Origin of the sequence: Sphingopyxis witflariensis (genome assembly GCF_002205635.1) — a bacterium.
Lineage (GTDB): Bacteria > Pseudomonadota > Alphaproteobacteria > Sphingomonadales > Sphingomonadaceae > Sphingopyxis > Sphingopyxis witflariensis.
In genome coordinates, this window is record NZ_NISJ01000004.1 from 1 (window position 1) to 16,615 (window position 16,615).

Annotated in this window: 14 protein-coding genes; 7 read left to right on the forward strand and 7 right to left on the reverse strand. The window is 64.8% G+C overall.

Translation table 11 applies throughout. The features are described 5' to 3' along the window. Positions 1-141: 141 nt before the first annotated feature. Positions 142-405 (reverse strand): hypothetical protein, encoded by a 264-nt coding sequence (locus CDQ91_RS08695; RefSeq protein WP_088472338.1) that lies wholly within the window; start codon positions 403-405, stop codon positions 142-144. Positions 406-540: 135 nt separating this feature from the next. Here CDQ91_RS08695 and CDQ91_RS08700 point away from each other — a divergent pair, with 135 nt between their 5' ends. Next, positions 541-951, forward strand: a complete 411-nt coding sequence (locus tag CDQ91_RS08700) for an SMI1/KNR4 family protein (RefSeq protein WP_088472339.1) — start codon at positions 541-543, stop codon at positions 949-951. Positions 952-1,118: 167 nt separating this feature from the next. Here the strand turns inward: CDQ91_RS08700 and CDQ91_RS08705 are convergent, their stop codons facing one another. Next, entirely contained in the window at positions 1,119-1,778 is a 660-nt protein-coding gene (locus tag CDQ91_RS08705) for a YggS family pyridoxal phosphate-dependent enzyme (protein ID WP_088472647.1), read from the reverse strand. A gap of 50 nt (positions 1,779-1,828) precedes the next feature. Between CDQ91_RS08705 and CDQ91_RS08710 the strand changes: the two genes are divergently transcribed. Next, positions 1,829-2,470, forward strand: a complete 642-nt coding sequence (locus tag CDQ91_RS08710) for a thiamine phosphate synthase (RefSeq protein WP_088472340.1) — start codon at positions 1,829-1,831, stop codon at positions 2,468-2,470. 113 nt (positions 2,471-2,583) lie between these two features. Here CDQ91_RS08710 and CDQ91_RS08715 read toward each other — a convergent pair whose 3' ends face one another. Continuing rightward, complete coding sequence (locus CDQ91_RS08715) at positions 2,584-3,297, reverse strand: hypothetical protein (RefSeq protein ID WP_088472341.1); 714 nt, start codon at positions 3,295-3,297, stop codon at positions 2,584-2,586. 276 nt (positions 3,298-3,573) lie between these two features. Here CDQ91_RS08715 and CDQ91_RS08720 point away from each other — a divergent pair, with 276 nt between their 5' ends. The 4 genes from CDQ91_RS08720 to holA all read left to right on the forward strand — a co-directional run bounded on the left by CDQ91_RS08720 (position 3,574) and on the right by holA (position 8,355). After that, the gene (locus tag CDQ91_RS08720; RefSeq protein WP_088472342.1) at positions 3,574-4,035 is read left to right on the forward strand and encodes a DUF3576 domain-containing protein; all 462 of its coding nucleotides are present in this window, start codon (positions 3,574-3,576) and stop codon (positions 4,033-4,035) included. Between the two features lie 51 nt (positions 4,036-4,086). Next, positions 4,087-6,651 carry a leucine--tRNA ligase gene (gene leuS / locus CDQ91_RS08725; RefSeq protein ID WP_088472343.1) on the forward strand — a complete coding sequence of 855 codons (2,565 nt, stop codon included), beginning with the start codon at positions 4,087-4,089 and terminating at the stop codon, positions 6,649-6,651. 121 nt (positions 6,652-6,772) lie between these two features. Further along, positions 6,773-7,318: an LPS assembly lipoprotein LptE gene (lptE, locus tag CDQ91_RS08730; protein ID WP_088472344.1), complete on the forward strand. Its 546-nt coding sequence runs from the start codon at positions 6,773-6,775 to the stop codon at positions 7,316-7,318. A gap of 5 nt (positions 7,319-7,323) precedes the next feature. Next, positions 7,324-8,355, forward strand: a complete 1,032-nt coding sequence (gene holA / locus CDQ91_RS08735) for a DNA polymerase III subunit delta (protein ID WP_088472345.1) — start codon at positions 7,324-7,326, stop codon at positions 8,353-8,355. A gap of 99 nt (positions 8,356-8,454) precedes the next feature. Here the strand turns inward: holA and CDQ91_RS08740 are convergent, their stop codons facing one another. The 4 genes from CDQ91_RS08740 to CDQ91_RS08755 form a co-directional block, all read right to left on the reverse strand. Further along, complete coding sequence (locus tag CDQ91_RS08740) at positions 8,455-11,277, reverse strand: TonB-dependent receptor (RefSeq protein ID WP_174688492.1); 2,823 nt, start codon at positions 11,275-11,277, stop codon at positions 8,455-8,457. Between the two features lie 159 nt (positions 11,278-11,436). Next, complete coding sequence (pdeM, locus tag CDQ91_RS08745) at positions 11,437-12,132, reverse strand: ligase-associated DNA damage response endonuclease PdeM (RefSeq protein ID WP_237245900.1); 696 nt, start codon at positions 12,130-12,132, stop codon at positions 11,437-11,439. A gap of 58 nt (positions 12,133-12,190) precedes the next feature. Then, positions 12,191-13,264, reverse strand: a complete 1,074-nt coding sequence (locus CDQ91_RS08750) for a retroviral-like aspartic protease family protein (protein ID WP_088472648.1) — start codon at positions 13,262-13,264, stop codon at positions 12,191-12,193. A 59-nt stretch (positions 13,265-13,323) separates the two neighbouring features. After that, positions 13,324-15,732, reverse strand: coding sequence for a ligase-associated DNA damage response DEXH box helicase (locus CDQ91_RS08755; protein ID WP_088472348.1), 2,409 nt, complete (start codon positions 15,730-15,732; stop codon positions 13,324-13,326). A gap of 354 nt (positions 15,733-16,086) precedes the next feature. On the opposite strand from CDQ91_RS08755, the gene CDQ91_RS08760 reads away from it, so the two are divergent. Continuing rightward, the gene (locus CDQ91_RS08760; RefSeq protein WP_144036731.1) at positions 16,087-16,605 is read left to right on the forward strand and encodes a hypothetical protein; all 519 of its coding nucleotides are present in this window, start codon (positions 16,087-16,089) and stop codon (positions 16,603-16,605) included. Positions 16,606-16,615 lie beyond the last annotated feature (10 nt).

Sequence of the window (16,615 nt, forward strand, 5' to 3'; positions counted from 1 at the left end):
GGTCCGCGAACTCCCATACGGGCCCGCAGCCTCCGATGCTGCATCAGAGGCCGGACAGATGGCAGCATCCGACTACGTGCATTACCTCCAAAAAACCGCTTGCGTCTTTTGGGGCGTCCACAGATGGAAAGCGGACGCTATTCAGGCGTCGTTTTCAGCGTAGTCAACTAGTCGCTGGCAACGATCGTCGGGGGAGCCGTTGAGCCCTTCGAGCAAGTCGCGAGCGATGAACGTCTCCAGAAAGTAGTCATATTTGACCCCGTCTCGCTCAACAGGCTCTGTTGTATCGGGCGCGGGCGATACAACGATGGCGTCTGCATCGCCGCTCCAAGGCTTCGCAACGTAAATTGTGCTATCGTCATCCGTCCAGTCGGATGCTCTCGTGATCAGTTCGACAAGCCTCATTCGCCTCTCCCTCTGAAGGAGAGCGTATCGGCCAAGACCAACGTCTGCAATTGATATTGGGTTAGGCGACAGTCGGCTTTCGGTTGCGCACGAGCGACAATCAGACAATCATAAGAGCGATGAGGGGGACTGCGGATGCTTGAAGGGCGAGACTGGTATGCGGCGAGTGCAGCGACGGCGGAGGAATTGGCGCACCTACGAACCGTCGCACCGCATGATCTGCCCACTCGGTATCTCGATCTGCTCGCTTTTAGCAATGGTGGTGAAGGCCCATTGGCTATCCAGCCTTACAACCTCTGCTTGGACCCGGCGATGACTGTTGCGGATACAATCAATAGCAAGAACCACGGTCAATGCGACCTCCAAGGATTTCTCATTTTCGGCAGTAATGGTGGCGGAGAGTATCTTGCATTCGACACCCGGCGCATAGCACCGTGGCCTGTCGTCGCGATCGACATGATTGCGGGCGGCAATAGCGCCGCGATTATCGCGCCTGATTTCGAAGAGTTCTATGACCGAATTGGGATCGAGGCTCAGGCGGATTAGATCGAGGCTCAGGCGGATTAAACGTCCACTTTCGGTCGTTTGCTGCCATTCCCCTTTCGTCACCCCGGACTTGATCCGGGGTCCATGCGACAGGCGTGGCTATGGATGCCGGATCAAGTCCGGCATGACGATAGTGGGAGCGTCATATTCGCCCTGTCGGTCGCCGGTTAGCGCGACCCGAACAGCGCTGTCCCGACACGCACATGCGTCGCGCCCATCGTGACCGCAGTCTCATAATCGCCGCTCATCCCCATCGACCGCAGCGGCAGGGCGTGGCGTTCCGCGAGTTCGTCGAGCAGCGCGAAATAGGGCGCGGGTTCGATGTCGGCGGGGGGGATTGCCATCAGTCCCGCGATCTCGAGTCCCGCATCCTTCGCTTCGGTGAGCAGCGCGGGCAGGTCGCGGACCGCGCAGCCGCCCTTTTGTTCCTCGTCGCCGATATTGACCTGCACGAACAGCTGCGGTTGTTTACCCGCCTTGTCGCAGGCGCGTGCGAGCGCCTGCACCAGCGACGAGCGGTCGACCGAATGGATTGCGTCGAACAGGCCGACCGCCTCTTCGGCCTTGTTCGATTGCAGCTGGCCGATCAGGTGCAGCACGACGTCGGGAGTTTCGGCGCGCAGTGTCGGCCATTTGCCCTCGGCCTCCTGCACGCGATTCTCGCCGAAGTGCCGCTGGCCGGCGGCGATCAGCGGGCGGATCGCGTCGGCCTCGTGGGTCTTCGACACCGCGATCAGGCAGATATCGCCCGCGCGCCGCTGCGCGCGCTTCGCCGCGTCGGCAATCGCCGCCTGCACCTGTGCCAGCCTGTTCGCCGCGTCGCTCATCATATGTTCCTGTCGTTGCGCCTGTTTGCAGCGCGCCTATAGGAAGGGCGATGCCGCGACGCCACCCCCTGTCCCCTACCATCTCGTCCCCGCACATCTGGCTGTTCAGCGACGAGCGGTCGGCGATTGACGTCGTGACGCTCGCGGCGTTGCTCCCGCCGGGCAGCGGCATCGTCGTGCGCCATGACAGCCTAGCGCCCGCGGCGCGCTGGCGCCTTGCGCGGCGGCTGATCCATATTGCGCGAGCACGGCGGCTGGTGCTGCTGCTCGCCGACACCCCCGCGATTGCGCACCGCTGGGGCGCCGATGGCGTTCATTTGCGCCAGCATCATTTGGGCAAGGCGGGGCAGGCGCATCGGCTGGGGCTGATACTTACGATGCCGGTGCACGACCGGGCGGAGGCACGCCGGGCCCGGCGTGCCGGTACGCATGCTGCTTTCATCTCGCCGCTCCATCCGACACGTTCGCATCCCGGCGCTCCGGGGCTCGGCCGTGCGGCATGGCTGCGGCTCGCCCGACTCGCGGGCGCGCAGCCGATCGCGCTCGGCGGCATGTCTCCTGCGCGCGCGCGCGCGTTGCAGAAGGCGGCTATGGCCAGCGGGATCACCCCCGGCTGGGCGGCGATCGATGCGTGGGTGGAAAAGGCGGCGAAGCGCCGGGAGCGGGTTGTGTCGAGACTTGGCTCAGGGTGAGTCGAAAATGGTGATTTTTCGAGACACGGAGCGCAGCGTCGTTTTGTACGTGAGCACCGGAAGGTCGGGAAATTGCCATTTGCAGGCCACCATGGGCCGAATTTCGATACAGCCTAGAAGCGGAACGCGGTTCCGACATAGACAGCCTGGCTGTCGCGGCGCGCATCGGTCAGCGGCTCGACGCGCTCGTCGCTCCGGTAACGGACGCCGGCGGTGACGTCGATATTCTTGGTCACGCGATAGCTGCTGACGACATCGACGACCTGGTCTTCGCCCGGTGCGGTGACGCGATCGGTTGCGCCGCTCGGATCGCTGGGTCGCGCGATCATGCGCGTTGCGAAGCGCGATTTTCTTTCTTCCTGTTCGGGCGCTTTCGCGACCGGCAGGTTACGCAGGTCGACGCCGCGCGGCAACGACGGCGTCACGAATTTCTCAAACCCGACCGAGGCGCCCAGATTATAGGCGACGGGGGTGATGGCGACCGGTGCCTTGCGGCCCATGGCGAGAGCGGAGGTGCGCGATGCGCTCGACGTGTCGTCGCGGGCGCGAATCACGACGGTGATCGCGCGGTTCTTGCGGTTTTCGTCGGTCATCGCGGGGGTAAAGCTGAACCCGCTGCGCGCATTGGCCGACATTTTGGTATAGCGTGCGATCAGGCGCGGATCGCCCGACGCCGGGGTGAATTGGCCGAGCAGGGTTTCGGACAAGGCGGTGTCGCGGATGCGATCGGTGCGGCTCATCGCGGCGAGGGCAGGCGGCAAGGCAAGCGAAATCGCCGCCAAAGCGACGATGCTGCCTTTCCAAAAATGTCGCGATTTGCGCGCCATATGCTCTGCGACTCCAACCCCTAGAGACTCGTCAAATAGGCCTTCCCTCGTAAGATTACCAGCGATTCGGAGGCAATTAATCTTACCATATTCGCTTTTCACCGAAACTTGTTGCGCAATGACAACAGTCGGGCGCCGCCTGAGCCGGGCATGAACGGCGGCAGAGCGGAAATTGCCGCGCTTGCCCGACGGCGGCAAGGGCGATAGAGACGCTGAAAATTCTCAGCAGTGCGGCCCGGTTCCATGCCCGGCGCGCCCAAAATAAGGTGTTTCGGCATGCCCAAGCTTAACCTTCTTGCCACGCTCGGTCGCCGTCCGGCCACGCTCGCGCTGCTCGGCGTCGCGGCGCTCGGCCTTTCGGCGTGCGGCGGCAAGGAACGGCCGCGCGCCGATCTGGCCGCCAGCCAGGTGACGACGATCGGCGTAAACAGCTATTTGTGGCGCGCTTCGCTCGACTCGCTTTCGTTCATGCCTTTGCTCCAGGCCGATTCGGCGGGCGGGGTCATCATCACCGACTGGTATGCCAATCCCGGCAACGCCAATGAACGGATGAAGGTGACGGTATCGATCCTCGACCGCGATCTGCGCGCCGACGCGCTGCGCGTCGCCGCCTCGCGCCAGGTCGCACAGGGCGGGACCTGGGTCGATGCGCCGGTGCAGGCGGCCACGGTGCAGAAGCTGGAGGAAATCATCCTTACCCGCGCCCGCGATCTGCGCCGCGGTGCCTTCCAGGGCTGATCCACGGGCGCGCCTCGCGCCGAACCAGATAGACAACGGGAAGCTTAAGACATGACCCGCGAAACGCGCTTTGGCGCCTTGGCCGCCGATGCCCGCTGGCAAGCGGCGTGGGAGGCGGCGAACAGCTTTGCCACCACCGACAGCAGCGATGCCGAGGGGGGAGAAAAGCCCAAGGCCTATATCCTCGAGATGTTCCCCTATCCCTCGGGGCGCATTCATATGGGCCATGTCCGCAACTATGCGATGGGCGACGTTCTCGCGCGGTTCAAGAAGATGACCGGCCACGACGTGCTCCACCCGATGGGCTGGGATGCGTTCGGCATGCCGGCCGAAAATGCCGCGATGGAAAAGGGCGTCCATCCCGGCGGCTGGACCCGCGACAATATCGCGTCGATGCGCGGTCAGCTGAAGCGACTCGGCCTCTCGATCGACTGGAGCCGCGAACTCGCGACGTGCGAGCCCGATTATTATGGCCAGGAACAGGCGCTGTTCCTCGACCTGTTCGCCGCAGGCCTCGTCACGCGCAAGGAAAGCTACGTCAACTGGGACCCGGTCGATATGACCGTGCTCGCGAACGAACAGGTGATCGACGGCCGCGGCTGGCGCTCGGGCGCGCTGGTCGAGAAAAAGAAACTGTCGCAGTGGTTCCTGAAAATCACCGACTTTGCCGAGGAACTGCTCGAAGGGCTTGGCAGTCTCGACAGCTGGCCCGACAAGGTGCGGCTGATGCAGGAAAACTGGATCGGCAAGTCGCAGGGGCTGGAATTCAGCTTCAAAATGGTCGGCGGCGCGCCGGGCTTCGACGTCTTTACGACGCGCCCCGACACGCTTTATGGCGCGAGCTTCGCGGCGATCTCGCCCGACCATCCGCTTGCCGAGCGGTTGGCGCAGGACGCGCCCGCACTCGCCGAATTCATCGCCGAATGCCGCCGTCAGGGAACCTCGGCCGAGCAGATCGAGACCGGCGAGAAGCTCGGCTTCGACACCGGCCTGTCGGTCGAACATCCGCTCGATCCCGCGCTCCACCTGCCGGTCTGGGTCGTCAATTATGTGCTGATGGATTATGGCACCGGCGCAATCTTTGGTTGCCCCGCGCACGACCAGCGCGATCTGGATTTCGCGCATAAATATGAACTTCCGGTCCATCGCGTGATCGCCGACGGCGACGAAGTGGCGCTGCATTTCACCGGCAAGGAAGCCTACACCGGCACCGGCAAGCTGGTGAACAGCCACTTCCTCGACGGGATGAGCATCGACGAGGCGAAGGCCGCGATCGTCGCGCGCGCCGAACATGATGGCTGGGGCAAGGGCACCACCGTCTGGCGCCTGCGCGACTGGGGCGTCTCGCGCCAGCGCTATTGGGGGACGCCGATCCCCTTCATCCACTGCGCCGCGTGCGGCACGGTGCCGGTGCCCAAGAGTCAGCTTCCCGTCGTGCTGCCCGAGGATGTCGATTTCTCGGTCCCCGGCAATCCGCTGGCGCGTCATCCGACGTGGAAGCATGTCCATTGCCCGAGCTGTGGCCAGGATGCGGTGCGCGAAACCGACACGCTCGACACATTCGTCGATTCGTCATGGTATTTCCTGCGCTTCGCGAGTTCGCCCGCCGACCGACCGTTCGATCCCGAGGTGATCCGCCGCTGGTTGCCCGTCGATCAGTATATCGGCGGTATCGAGCATGCGATTCTCCACCTGCTCTACGCGCGCTTCTGGACGCGCGCGCTCAACAAGATGGGGATTATCGACATCGTCGAGCCGTTCGCCAGCCTGTTCACACAGGGCATGGTGACGCACGAAACCTACAGCCGCGAACAGGGTGAAGGCTTGCCGCCGCTCTATTTCACCCCCGACGAGATCGAACGCAGCGCCGATGGCGCGACGCTGACTGCCGATGGTGCGCCGGTCGCGGTCGGCCGCGTGATCAAAATGTCGAAGTCGAAGAAGAATGTCGTCGATCCCGATGCCATCCTCGACCAATATGGCGCCGACGCCGCGCGCTGGTTCATGCTGTCCGACAGCCCGCCCGAACGCGATCTGCCGTGGAGCGAGGCCGGGATCGAAGGCGCATGGCGCTTCGTTCAGCGCCTGTGGCGGATCTTCGGCGACACCGAAAATATCGGTGACGGCGGCGAAGACATGGCCCTCGCGCGCAAGCTGCATCAGACGATCGCCGGAGTCGCGGCCGATATCGAAGCACTGGGCTTCAACAAGGCGGTGGCGAAAATCCACGCGCTTGCGAACGAGATTGAAAAGGCCAAGCCTTCGGCGACGCGCGCCGAAGCCTGCGCGACGCTGATCCTGCTCGTCGCGCCGATGATGCCGCATCTCGCCGAAGAGGCGTGGGCGGCGCTTCCCGCGAACCAGCGCATGACCGCGATGATTGCCGATGCCGCATGGCCCGCCGCGAATCCGGCACTGCTTGTCGACGACGAAGCGACCATCGCGATCCAGGTTGCGGGCAAGTTGCGCGATACGATGACGTTGCCCAAGGGGCTCGACAAGGATTCGGTCGAGGCCGCGGCGCTCGCGCGCCCGCGCATCGCCGAGCTGCTTGGCGGCGCCGCACCGAAGAAGGTGATTGTGGTCCCCGACCGTTTGGTGAATATCGTACCGTAAGAAATGGCATCCTCATTTCCGTTCGCATCGAGCGAAGTCGAGATGCCCATCGTCTGTGCGTGCCTTCGGGGTGTCTCGACTGCGCTCGACACGAACGGGATAAGGGTCAATATTGTCTAAGATGCGCACGCTCTTCATTTCCTGCCTCGCAGCCGCCTCGCTGACCATCGGCGGGTGCGGGCTGCGTCCGCTTTATGCGAACGGCAGCAAGGGCGCGGTGGCGATGGTGCTCGCCGACGTCGATGTTGCACCGATCGAGGGCCATTCGGGCTGGCTCGTCCGCAACGCGCTGCGCGACCGCTTTCAGGCGACGCAGGCCGGGCATGGCGCGGGCAAGCGCCTGCGCCTCGACGTGCGGCTGGAAGATTCGATCACCGGCTTTGGCGTCCGCGCCGATGATGCGGTGACGCGTGAGCGGCGGACGCTGCGCGCGCGTTATCAGCTGGTCGATGCGGCGTCGGGCGAAGTGCTGCTGGACGCGGTCGCAGCGCAGGACGCCGGGATTGACGTCGTCGGCAGCGAATATGCGACGATCGCCGCCGAATCGTCGGCGCTCGAACGGCTTGCCTCGGGCGTCGCCGATCAGATCGTCGCGCGGCTGGCGGTGTTCGCGAACCGCGGCGGCGGCCAGGTCCAGACAACCCCGGCGCCCGCGCCGGTCCCCTGACCGGCATGAAAACGGTCAAGCCCACCGACCTCGAACGCCAGTCGCGGCTCGACCCCGCAGTGCGTTTCACTTTGCTCACCGGTCCCGACGAAGCGACGATGGGCGCTCTCGCAGCGCGGCTGATCGGCCTCGCCGGCAAGGACGCCGAACGGCTCGACCTGACGGGGACGCAGCTTTCGCACGACCCCTCGCTGCTCGCGGCCGAGGCGGCGTCGATGTCGCTCTTTGCCACCCAGCGGATCATCCGGCTCGAAATCGGCGGCAGCGGCGACGATTGCCTCGCGGCGGTCGAGGCGCTGATCAACGCCGACACCGCGATCAACCCGGTGGTCGCGACCGGTGCGTCGGTCACCGCCAAGTCGAAACTGATCAAGCTGGTCGAAGGCGCGGGCAACGCCATCGCCGCCATTTGTTACCAGCCCGATCGCCGCGCGCTCGTCGGCATCGCGATGGCGGCGGCGGAGGAACAGGGGTTGCGGCTCGCCAATGCCGAGGCGCAATTGCTCGTCGATCTGGTGTCGGGTGATCAGGCGCTGATGCGGCGCGAGATCGAGAAGATGGCGCTGTATCTTGACGCTGCGCCCGACCGGCAGCGGCAGGTCGCGGCTGCGGACATCACCGCGCTCGGCGCTGCGACGCATGAGGAAGATGTCAGCGAATGTATCAATGTCGCGCTTGGCGGCAAGGTGCGCGAGATGCCCGCGATGCTCGCAAAGGCGACTGCAGTCGGGGTCGCCGAGATCCGCATCATCCGTGCGCTCGCGATTCGCGCGATGGCGCTTGCGCGGCTGCGCGCCGAGGTCGACGCGGGCGCGCATCCCGCGACCGTCGTGTCGGCGCGGAGCAGCGGCATTTTCTGGAAAGAACGCGACGCGGTGACCGCGCAGCTTCACATCTGGGATTCGCTGCGCATTGCGCGGCTGATGAGCCGGCTGCTCGACTGCGAGCGCGCGCTCAAGGCATCGGGGACGGCGGGGGCGGTCCTGTTCCGCAAGCTGATGACCGACATCGCGCATCAGGCGGCGCGCGCGCGTTAATGCCTTTTCCCTCCCGCTTGCGGGAAGGGAGACGCGGGCAAAAAGAAACCGCCCGCTCACCCAAGGGCAAGCGGGCGGTTCCCGTTACCGTCTAACCTATCAGAATTTGCCGCGCAGCGTCACGCCATAGGTCCTGGGTTCGGCCAGGAACTGCGAGAAGATCTGGCGGCCGCCCGGATATTGCGGGTCGGCGAAGGCTGCGGTCGCCGAGGTTGCGCCTTCCTGGAAGGGCGAGTTGAAGGCGACCTGGGCATATTGCTTGTTGAAGATATTCTGCGCCCAAAGCTCGATGCCCCATTTCTCGTCGGGGCCGCGAACGCCCAGACGGGCGTTGAACAGGGCATAGCCATCCTGCGCCTTTTGCGGGAACAGGTCGGACCCGGTGTTGTAATCGCTGGTCATGCGACCATCGATGTAGACGAGCCCGGTCAGGCCGCTGTTGCCGATTTCCGGGGTCCAGGTGACGCTGCCGGTTGCGACCAGTTCGGGGGCGTTCGACAGATTATTACCCGGCAGGTTGCGGAGCGCCTGATCGAGCGGACTACCCGATTTGTTGCCGACCAGATTGCTGCGATATTTGGTCCGGGCGTAGGTCAGGCCCGCGGTCATGCGGAAATCGCGCATCGGAACGAGCGAGGTTTCGAGCTCGAAGCCCTCGGTCCGCACGCCATAGCCGACATCGTCCGCGGCGCAGGCGCCGGTCGTTGCCGCCGCCGGATTGTAATTCGGCGCCCCGGTGAACTTGCTCTGGTCGCGGTCGCCGCCCGCAAGGTCGGCCGAACAGCCGTTGACCGTCTGGACGATGAAGACGCTGCCGTTGAAGGTATTGAGCTGGAAGTTCTTGAAGTCCGACCGGAAGAAGGTCAGCCCGAGGCCGAACGGTCCGGTCGAATATTTCGCGCCCAATTCATAGCTGTTCACCAGTTCGGGGTCGAACTGGAGATTGCCGACCAGCGCCTGCGCCCCGCCGGCCGCCGCGAAGGTCGTCGTCGGAACGCCGCCCACGACCTGAATCGGGTTTTTGAGCGCCGAGCGGTCGAGATTGAAGCCGCCCGCCTTGTAACCGCGCGCGAAGCTTGCATAGACCATCAGGTCGTCGATCGGCTTGTACGACAGGATGGCGGTGCCGGTCCATTCATCCTCGCTCCGCTTGTCGTTGATCGACACGCCGTCGAGTTCCGCCGTCGAATTGCCCTGACAGCCAAGTCCGATCACGCCGCCCGCAACCGCCCTGATCGTGGCACTGGCGTTCAGCAGATCGTCGGACAGCAGGTTCTGGATCGTCTGGCAGGCGGTGTTGTCGTTGGTGAAGCTCGCGCTGAATTTCTTCCGGTCATTGGTGTAGCGAACGCCGAAAGTGAAATCGAGCTTGTCGGTGATGTGGAAGATATTGTGGGTGAACAACGCCCAGTTGCGGTCATTCTGGCGATAGACGTCGTTGATGCTGCCGCGATCGCTGATTCCGTCGAGCGCGGCGAGGCCCGCAACGACATCGTTGCCGACGGCTGCGCCCAGCGCCCCTACGATCGCCGCCGGACCGACGCCGGGGATGATGCACGAGGGGCTGTTCGGCGAATAGAGCGGCGAAAGCGGTGCGACACCGGTGATGAAGCGGCACGCGGCAATGCGGCCATAATCGTCGCCGAAGCGCAGATTGTCGCGAACGGTCAGCTTTTCATTCGCGTAGAAGCCGCCGACAAGCCAGTCGAGCTTGCCGTCGAACGCTTCGCCCTGCAGGCGCACTTCCTGGGTGAAGGTGTGGAACTGGCGGTAGGCATCCTTGCTCTCTGCACGATAGAGAATATCGACCGCGCCATAGTCGAGGTCGCCCGCCTGCCCCGAACGATATTCGCGGTAACCGGTGATCGAGGTCAGCTTTGCGGCGCCCAGATCCCAGTCGATCTGGCCCGAAAAGCCATAATCCTTGGTCTGGCCGGCAAAGCTGCGCCCCGCGCTGACCGAAATGTCGCGGGCATAGCCCTGGCTGAATGCGCCAAGCGGCTGGCCCAGATCGGTGAGGACGCGAACGATATTGTTCGTCGTGCCGGTCGGTGGCGCGTTGGGTGCGCTGGGATTGTTCAGATTGCCGATGGTCGGATTGACGCTGTTGTCGATATAGGTTGCGGCGCAGCATTTTTCGTCGCGATAGGTGTAATCCGCGATCAGTCGCACCGACAGCGCATCGCTGGGCTCGAACAAAATCTGTCCGCGCAGGAAATAACGGTCGCGGTTGTTGACGTCGGTGTTGTTGGTGGTGTCCTTATAAAAGCCGTTGCGCTTCACCCACACGCCGTCGAGGCGGGCGGCGATGGTGTCGGTGATCGGGCCGGTGACCCCGCCGGCGATGCGCCAATAATCATAATTGCCATAGGTGACTTCGCCGTTGGCGCCGAACTGGAAATCGGGCTTTTTCGAATAGATGCTGATCAGGCCGGCCGACGAGTTGCGGCCGCCGAGCGTGCCCTGCGGACCGCGCTGGACCTCGACGCGTTCGATTTCGCCGAGTTCGTTGAGGCCGATGCCCGAACGCGAGCGATAGACGCCGTCGATGAACACCGGGACCGAGCTTTCGAGGCCGGGGTTGTCGCCCACGGTGCCGATGCCGCGAATACGCGCCGAACCATTGGCCTCTGACCCCGTCGAGGAGACGAGCAGCGAGGGGGCGACCTGGTTGAGCTGACGAATGTCATTGGCGCCGCTGTTCTGCAGCGTTTCGGCGCTGACCGCCGAAATCGCGACCGGAACGTCGGACAAAAGCTGCGAACGGCCCTGCGCGGTGACGACGATTTCCGCGCTGCCGCTGTCGTCGGCAGTGGCGGTGTCCTGGGCGAAGGCCGGCGCCGATACGGCGGCGATGGCGATCGATACGCCCAATGCGCTGGTGCGCATCAGGCGGACGGCAAGACGGGATGATAGATTCATAGCGGGCACTCCTCTCTCGGTCATTTTTATTGTTAGGGGGCGATCATAGCCAAAGCCGAAAGCCAATCCAGCGCCAGCCGCGCATTTGCGCGATTCTTTGGGCGGGTGATGTTTTTGCGCCACAGGCGGGCGAGGAGTGATCGGGCCGCCTTTTGCCGCTCAACCCGAGGCCGCGCCATTTTCCGTAGCGTCATATCCTGTCTCGCGGCGGCACGGAAAGGACAGGAGCCGCCCCTGCGCGACGAGCATCGCGCAATAATCGCCGGGGAAATTTCGGGCGATCGCCGGATCGCCGACATCGAGGCCGCCGGTCAGGCTGCCGAACGCAGGCAGGATCAGCCGCCGGTCGTCGCCCGCGAAACAGGCGCGCGCGACGTTTCGCCCGCGCGCCGCCAGGCGCAATTTGGGGTGGAAGTGGCCCGAAATTTCCGGGCGTTGCTCGTCGGCGCGGCATTCGTGCCGCAGGACCACGCCGTCGACGACCAGTTCGTCGGCGACCGCGCCGCCCCATGCGCCGCCGCTCAGCCCGTCGTGATTGCCGGCGATCCACAGCAGCTGGGCCGATGCGGCGAGGCGGTGCAGCCGGTCGGCGATTGCGGGCGCGATACGGCTGGCGGCGTCCCGGTCGTGAAAGCTGTCGCCGAGGCACCAGATCGCGCGTGCGCCGGTTTCGGCGGTCAGCCGCGCCAGCCGGTCGAGCGTGTCGTGGCTGTCATAGGGCGGCAGCGGCTGGCCGTGCGCCGCATACCAGCTGCCCTTTTCCAGATGCAGGTCGGCGACAATCAGCGCCGCATGGCGTGGCCAGAACAGGGCGCGATCGGCCAGCGCGTGGAATGCGTGACCGGCAAATTGCAAGAGAGACCCGCCTGACATGCGCGCGCTATGCCAAGCGGCATGATGGCGGGCAAGGATGCTATCCGGTCGCGAGGCGTCCGGCAGGGGTTCCCGTGCGTATGATCGATTGCGATGCACTGGACGGCAGGTCAAAGACGACGCGCCTGTTCGGAAAATCAATTTCGATCCGGTCGAACGCCGCCAGCCCGTCCATGCCCAGCAGCAGCGCGGGGCGTTCCTGAAGGCCAAGCGCCCGGAACGCCTGTGAATCGGCGAACGAGACGCGCAGGTCGTTGACGTCGATCCCGTTGATCTGGATCGCCTTGAGCACCGTGCGCATCGCCGCGACCTCTTCGCCGGAGACCGCATTCAGGATCGTCGGAAACAGGGGCACGCGATTCTGGCGCCGTGCCATGACCAGGCGTTGCAGCGCGAGATTGCCGACGCTGGTCTGGGCGCCGGTGTCGACGATCACATCGACGCGCTGGCCGCCGATCCGCGCATCGGACAGGATCAGCCGTCCGGCGCTGTTGCGCGCGGTGACGACGATCGCGTCGGAGGTGTGGATGATCGGTCGCGCGCGATAGCGCGTTTCCAGTATCTGCATCGTTTCGTTGCGAAAATCGATCAGCACGCGCCGGTTTTCGAGCATATCGACCCCGATCAGCCCCGGCGCGCCGATGTGACGTCCGGCAAAGGCGGGGGCGTCGAACGGCAGCAGCCGCAAATTGGTCATCTCGAGCGAGGCGATCTGGAACGAGGGGACGATCGCCGAACTGCCGATCGTCGCCAGCCGCAGCTTGGCTCCCTTCGCCAGCCCCAGCCGATTGGCCAGCTCTTCGGCGATGACGGTCCGTTCAGCGCCGGTGTCGACGAGGAAGGAATAGGGGCCCTTTCCTTCGACCATGACCGGCACCGCCATCCGGCGGGTGGCGTCGAGGTCAAAGGGCTGGATGATCGGGACGATTTCTGCGCCGATATGCCCGGTCGGCGCGGGGTCGGCATCGGGTGCGATCGGCGGCGGGACGGCGGAGGGCGCGGCCATGGGGGCCGGGCTGGCGCCGATGGCCAGCGGTGCCAGCAGGATGGTGGCCCAGCGCAAGCGGGTATCGAGAGCGGCCCGCAGGCGGGCAGAGAAAACAGCATGCAGCATGATCGGCATCCTCTCTCGCCGCCATAATACACCCCGCGCGGGGCGGCGGCAAGCGAGGCTCAAACGGGCCGCATCGCCTTGTCCGCCAGCGTATCGGCAAGCTCGCCGAGCAGCGCGTCGTCGATGTCGTGGCCCGCGACGCTTTCGCGGCCGATCAATATCAGCACCGGGATGGCGAGCGGGCTGATGTGGCCGAGCGGCCGGTGGAGCATCGTCCCCGCGGCGCGGTCGAGCAGGTCGCCGAGCCGCGCGACATCGGTCAGTCGCTCGCGTGCATCGGCCCATGCTGCTTCCAGCAGCAGATGGTCCGGTTCATATTTGCGCAGCACGTCAAAGATCAGATCGGTCGAGAAAGTGACCTGCTTTCCGGTCTTGCGCTTGCCCGGATGCTGGCGCTCGATCAGCCCGCCGATCACTGCGACCTCGCGGAAGGCGCGTTTCAGCAGATGCGATCCCTCAACCCATTCGGTGAATTCATCTTCCAATATCGCGGGGTCGAACAGCGCGGCGGGGTCGGCGACCGGGCGCAGCGACCAGATGGCGAGCGCATAGTCGGAGGCGACGAAGCCCAGCGGTTGCAACCCCGCGCGCTCCATTCGCTTGGTGATCAGCATCCCCAGCGACTGGTGCGCGTTCCAGCCCTCGAAGGGATAGGCGACCATGAAATGCGCGTCGTCGTGCGGGAAGGTCTCGACGAGCAGCTGATCGACGCGCGGCAGCACCGAGCGTTCGGCCTGCGCCTCGAGCCAGAAGCGGACATCTTCGGGAAAAGGCGCCCAGCTTGTGGAATCGGCAAGAAAGGCGCGCACCCGGTCGGCGAGCCGCGTCGTCAGCGCCATGCGCGCGCCCGTATAGCTGGGGATGCGGGCGGGGCGGGTGGTCGCGCGCACATAGAGGTCGGAGTCGCGGATCGACTCGACCTCGAGGCTGAGGCCCGCGAAAGCGAAGGTGTCGCCCGGCGTCAGCGTGCTCGCGAAATATTCTTCGACGCTGCCAAGGCGGCGGCCGTTTTTGAAGCGCACGTCAAAGGTCGGCGCATCGACGATGATCCCGGCATTGAGCCGGTGCCGCGCCGCCAGTTGGGGATGCGCGATGCGCCAGCCGCCGGCACCATCGGGGGCGAGGCGGCGGAAACGGTCATAGCTTTTGAGCGCATAGCCGCCGTCGCGGACGAAGCCGAGCAGCCGTCCGAACATATCGGCGTCGATCCACTGGTAGGGTGTGGCGCTTCGCACCTCGGCGAGCAGCGCATCCTCTTTGAACGGCGCGGCGCAGGCGAGCGCCATCACATGCTGCGCGAGCACGTCGAGCGCGCCGGGGCGGAAACGGTCGGCGTCGCGCTCGCCCGCTTCGACCGCATCCAAGGCCGCCTGTGCCTCAAGATATTCGAAGCGGTTGCCGGGTACGATCAGCGCGCGGCTCGGTTCGTCGAGGCGGTGGTTGGCGCGGCCGATGCGCTGGAGCAGCCGCGACGATCCCTTGGGCGCCCCCATCTGGATCACGCAATCGACATCGCCCCAGTCGAGCCCCAAGTCGAGGCTGGAGGTCGCGACGAGCGCGCGCAGCCGCCCTTCGGCCATCGCCGCCTCGGCGCGCTGGCGCGCTTCGCGGTCGAGGCTGCCGTGATGGATCGCGATCGGCAGCCCGGCATCATTGACCTTCCACAGCTCCTGAAAGATCAGCTCGGCGAGCCCGCGGGTGTTGCAGAAGATGATCGTCGTGCGGTTCTTGGCGACCTCGGCCATCACCTGATGCACCGCATAGCGCCCCGAATGGCCCGCCCATGGCACCGCGCCCTCGGGAAGCAAAATTTCGATATCGGGATCGGCACCCGCTTCGCCCTCGACCAGCGTCACCGTATCGGCATCGCCGCCGGGAGCGAGCCAGCTGCGATAGGCGGTGGTGTCGGCGATCGTCGCCGACAGGCCGACGCGGCGGAGGCCCTGAGCGATCATCTGCAGCCGCGCGAGCGCGAGGCTCAGCAAATCGCCGCGCTTGCCCGGCGCGAACGCATGAATCTCGTCGATCACCACCGTCTTGAGGTCGGAGAACATCAGGAAGCTGTCGGGATAGGAGATCAGCAGCGACAGCGATTCGGGGGTGGTGAGCAGGATGTTCGGCGGCCGGCTGCGCTGGCGCGCTTTCTTGTCCGACGAGGTATCGCCGCTGCGGCTTTCGACGCTGATATCGAGGCCGATGTCCGCGATCGGGGCACTAAGGTTGCGCTCGACGTCGGCGGCGAGTGCTTTGAGCGGCGACACATAAAGCGTGTGGAGCCGGTCGGTCGGATGCTGCGCCAGATCGACGAGGGTCGGCAGAAACCCCGCGAGCGTCTTGCCCGCCCCGGTCGCCGCGACGAGCAGCGCATGCTCACCGCGCTCCGCCGCCGCGAGCATATCGGCCTGATGCCGCCGCACCCGCCACCCGCGCGCGGCGAACCAGTCGGTGAAGGGGGTGGGGAGGGGCATGGGTGCGAGCTTGGGGCGGCGCGGGGTGGGGGGCAAGCTTTTCTCCAGATCCTCCCTGTTGCGAAGCGATGGGGAGGTGGCAGCGCGAAGCGCTGACGGAGGGGCCATGGCGCGACGGCCCCTCCACCACCGCCTTCGGCGGCGGTTCCCCTCCCCATCGCTTTGCGACAGGGAGGATCGATCAAGTCCGGCACAGACCAAAAGGCGACCTGTCATTCCTCGTCACCCCGGACTTGATCCGGGGTCCATGACGGCGGGCGCGACGTTTTCGGGTGAGCGAGGCTATGGATCCCGGATCAAGTCCGGGATGACGAACGGCTGGTGCGGACGCTCGCCATCGTGATAGACGGCCTTATGGCAGCGACTTACTATTTTCTTTCGGCTCCCAATGAGCGCGATGTGTTGGACTGGTTTAGGCGTCAACCCGAAGCGGCAGAACGACATTTGAACGAAGAGCGGATGCTACTCGCTGGCCCGTTGATTCAAAAGTCTGAGAGCAGCCTAGATGCGTCGGACTTTCCCCTGATTTCGATAATTATGCCGAAGGTTCGTAGAGGCGCACTTTGGACCGTAGGTGAGGTCCATTTTCTCCATAAGCCGAAGGAATTTCCTGCGCTTGAGCGTCTTCGCAAGCGCTTCCAAGCCTGGATCAATGAGAACCCGAGGGTTTGGGAGCAGAAGCACGATGGTCGCGAAGGTTATGGTTATTACTTTGAGGGAACTGTCAGGAATATAGCCGATGCAGTCTTTGCTCTACCCTCAGGTTTGACTGCCTTCGAAACGGGACAATATTTCGTTGCTGAGGACGACAACGATGGGGTGCTAGATCGCGTGTGCAGTACGCTTCGCCTTCGAGGTATCAATTGCGTTTAGGGCCTGTCCG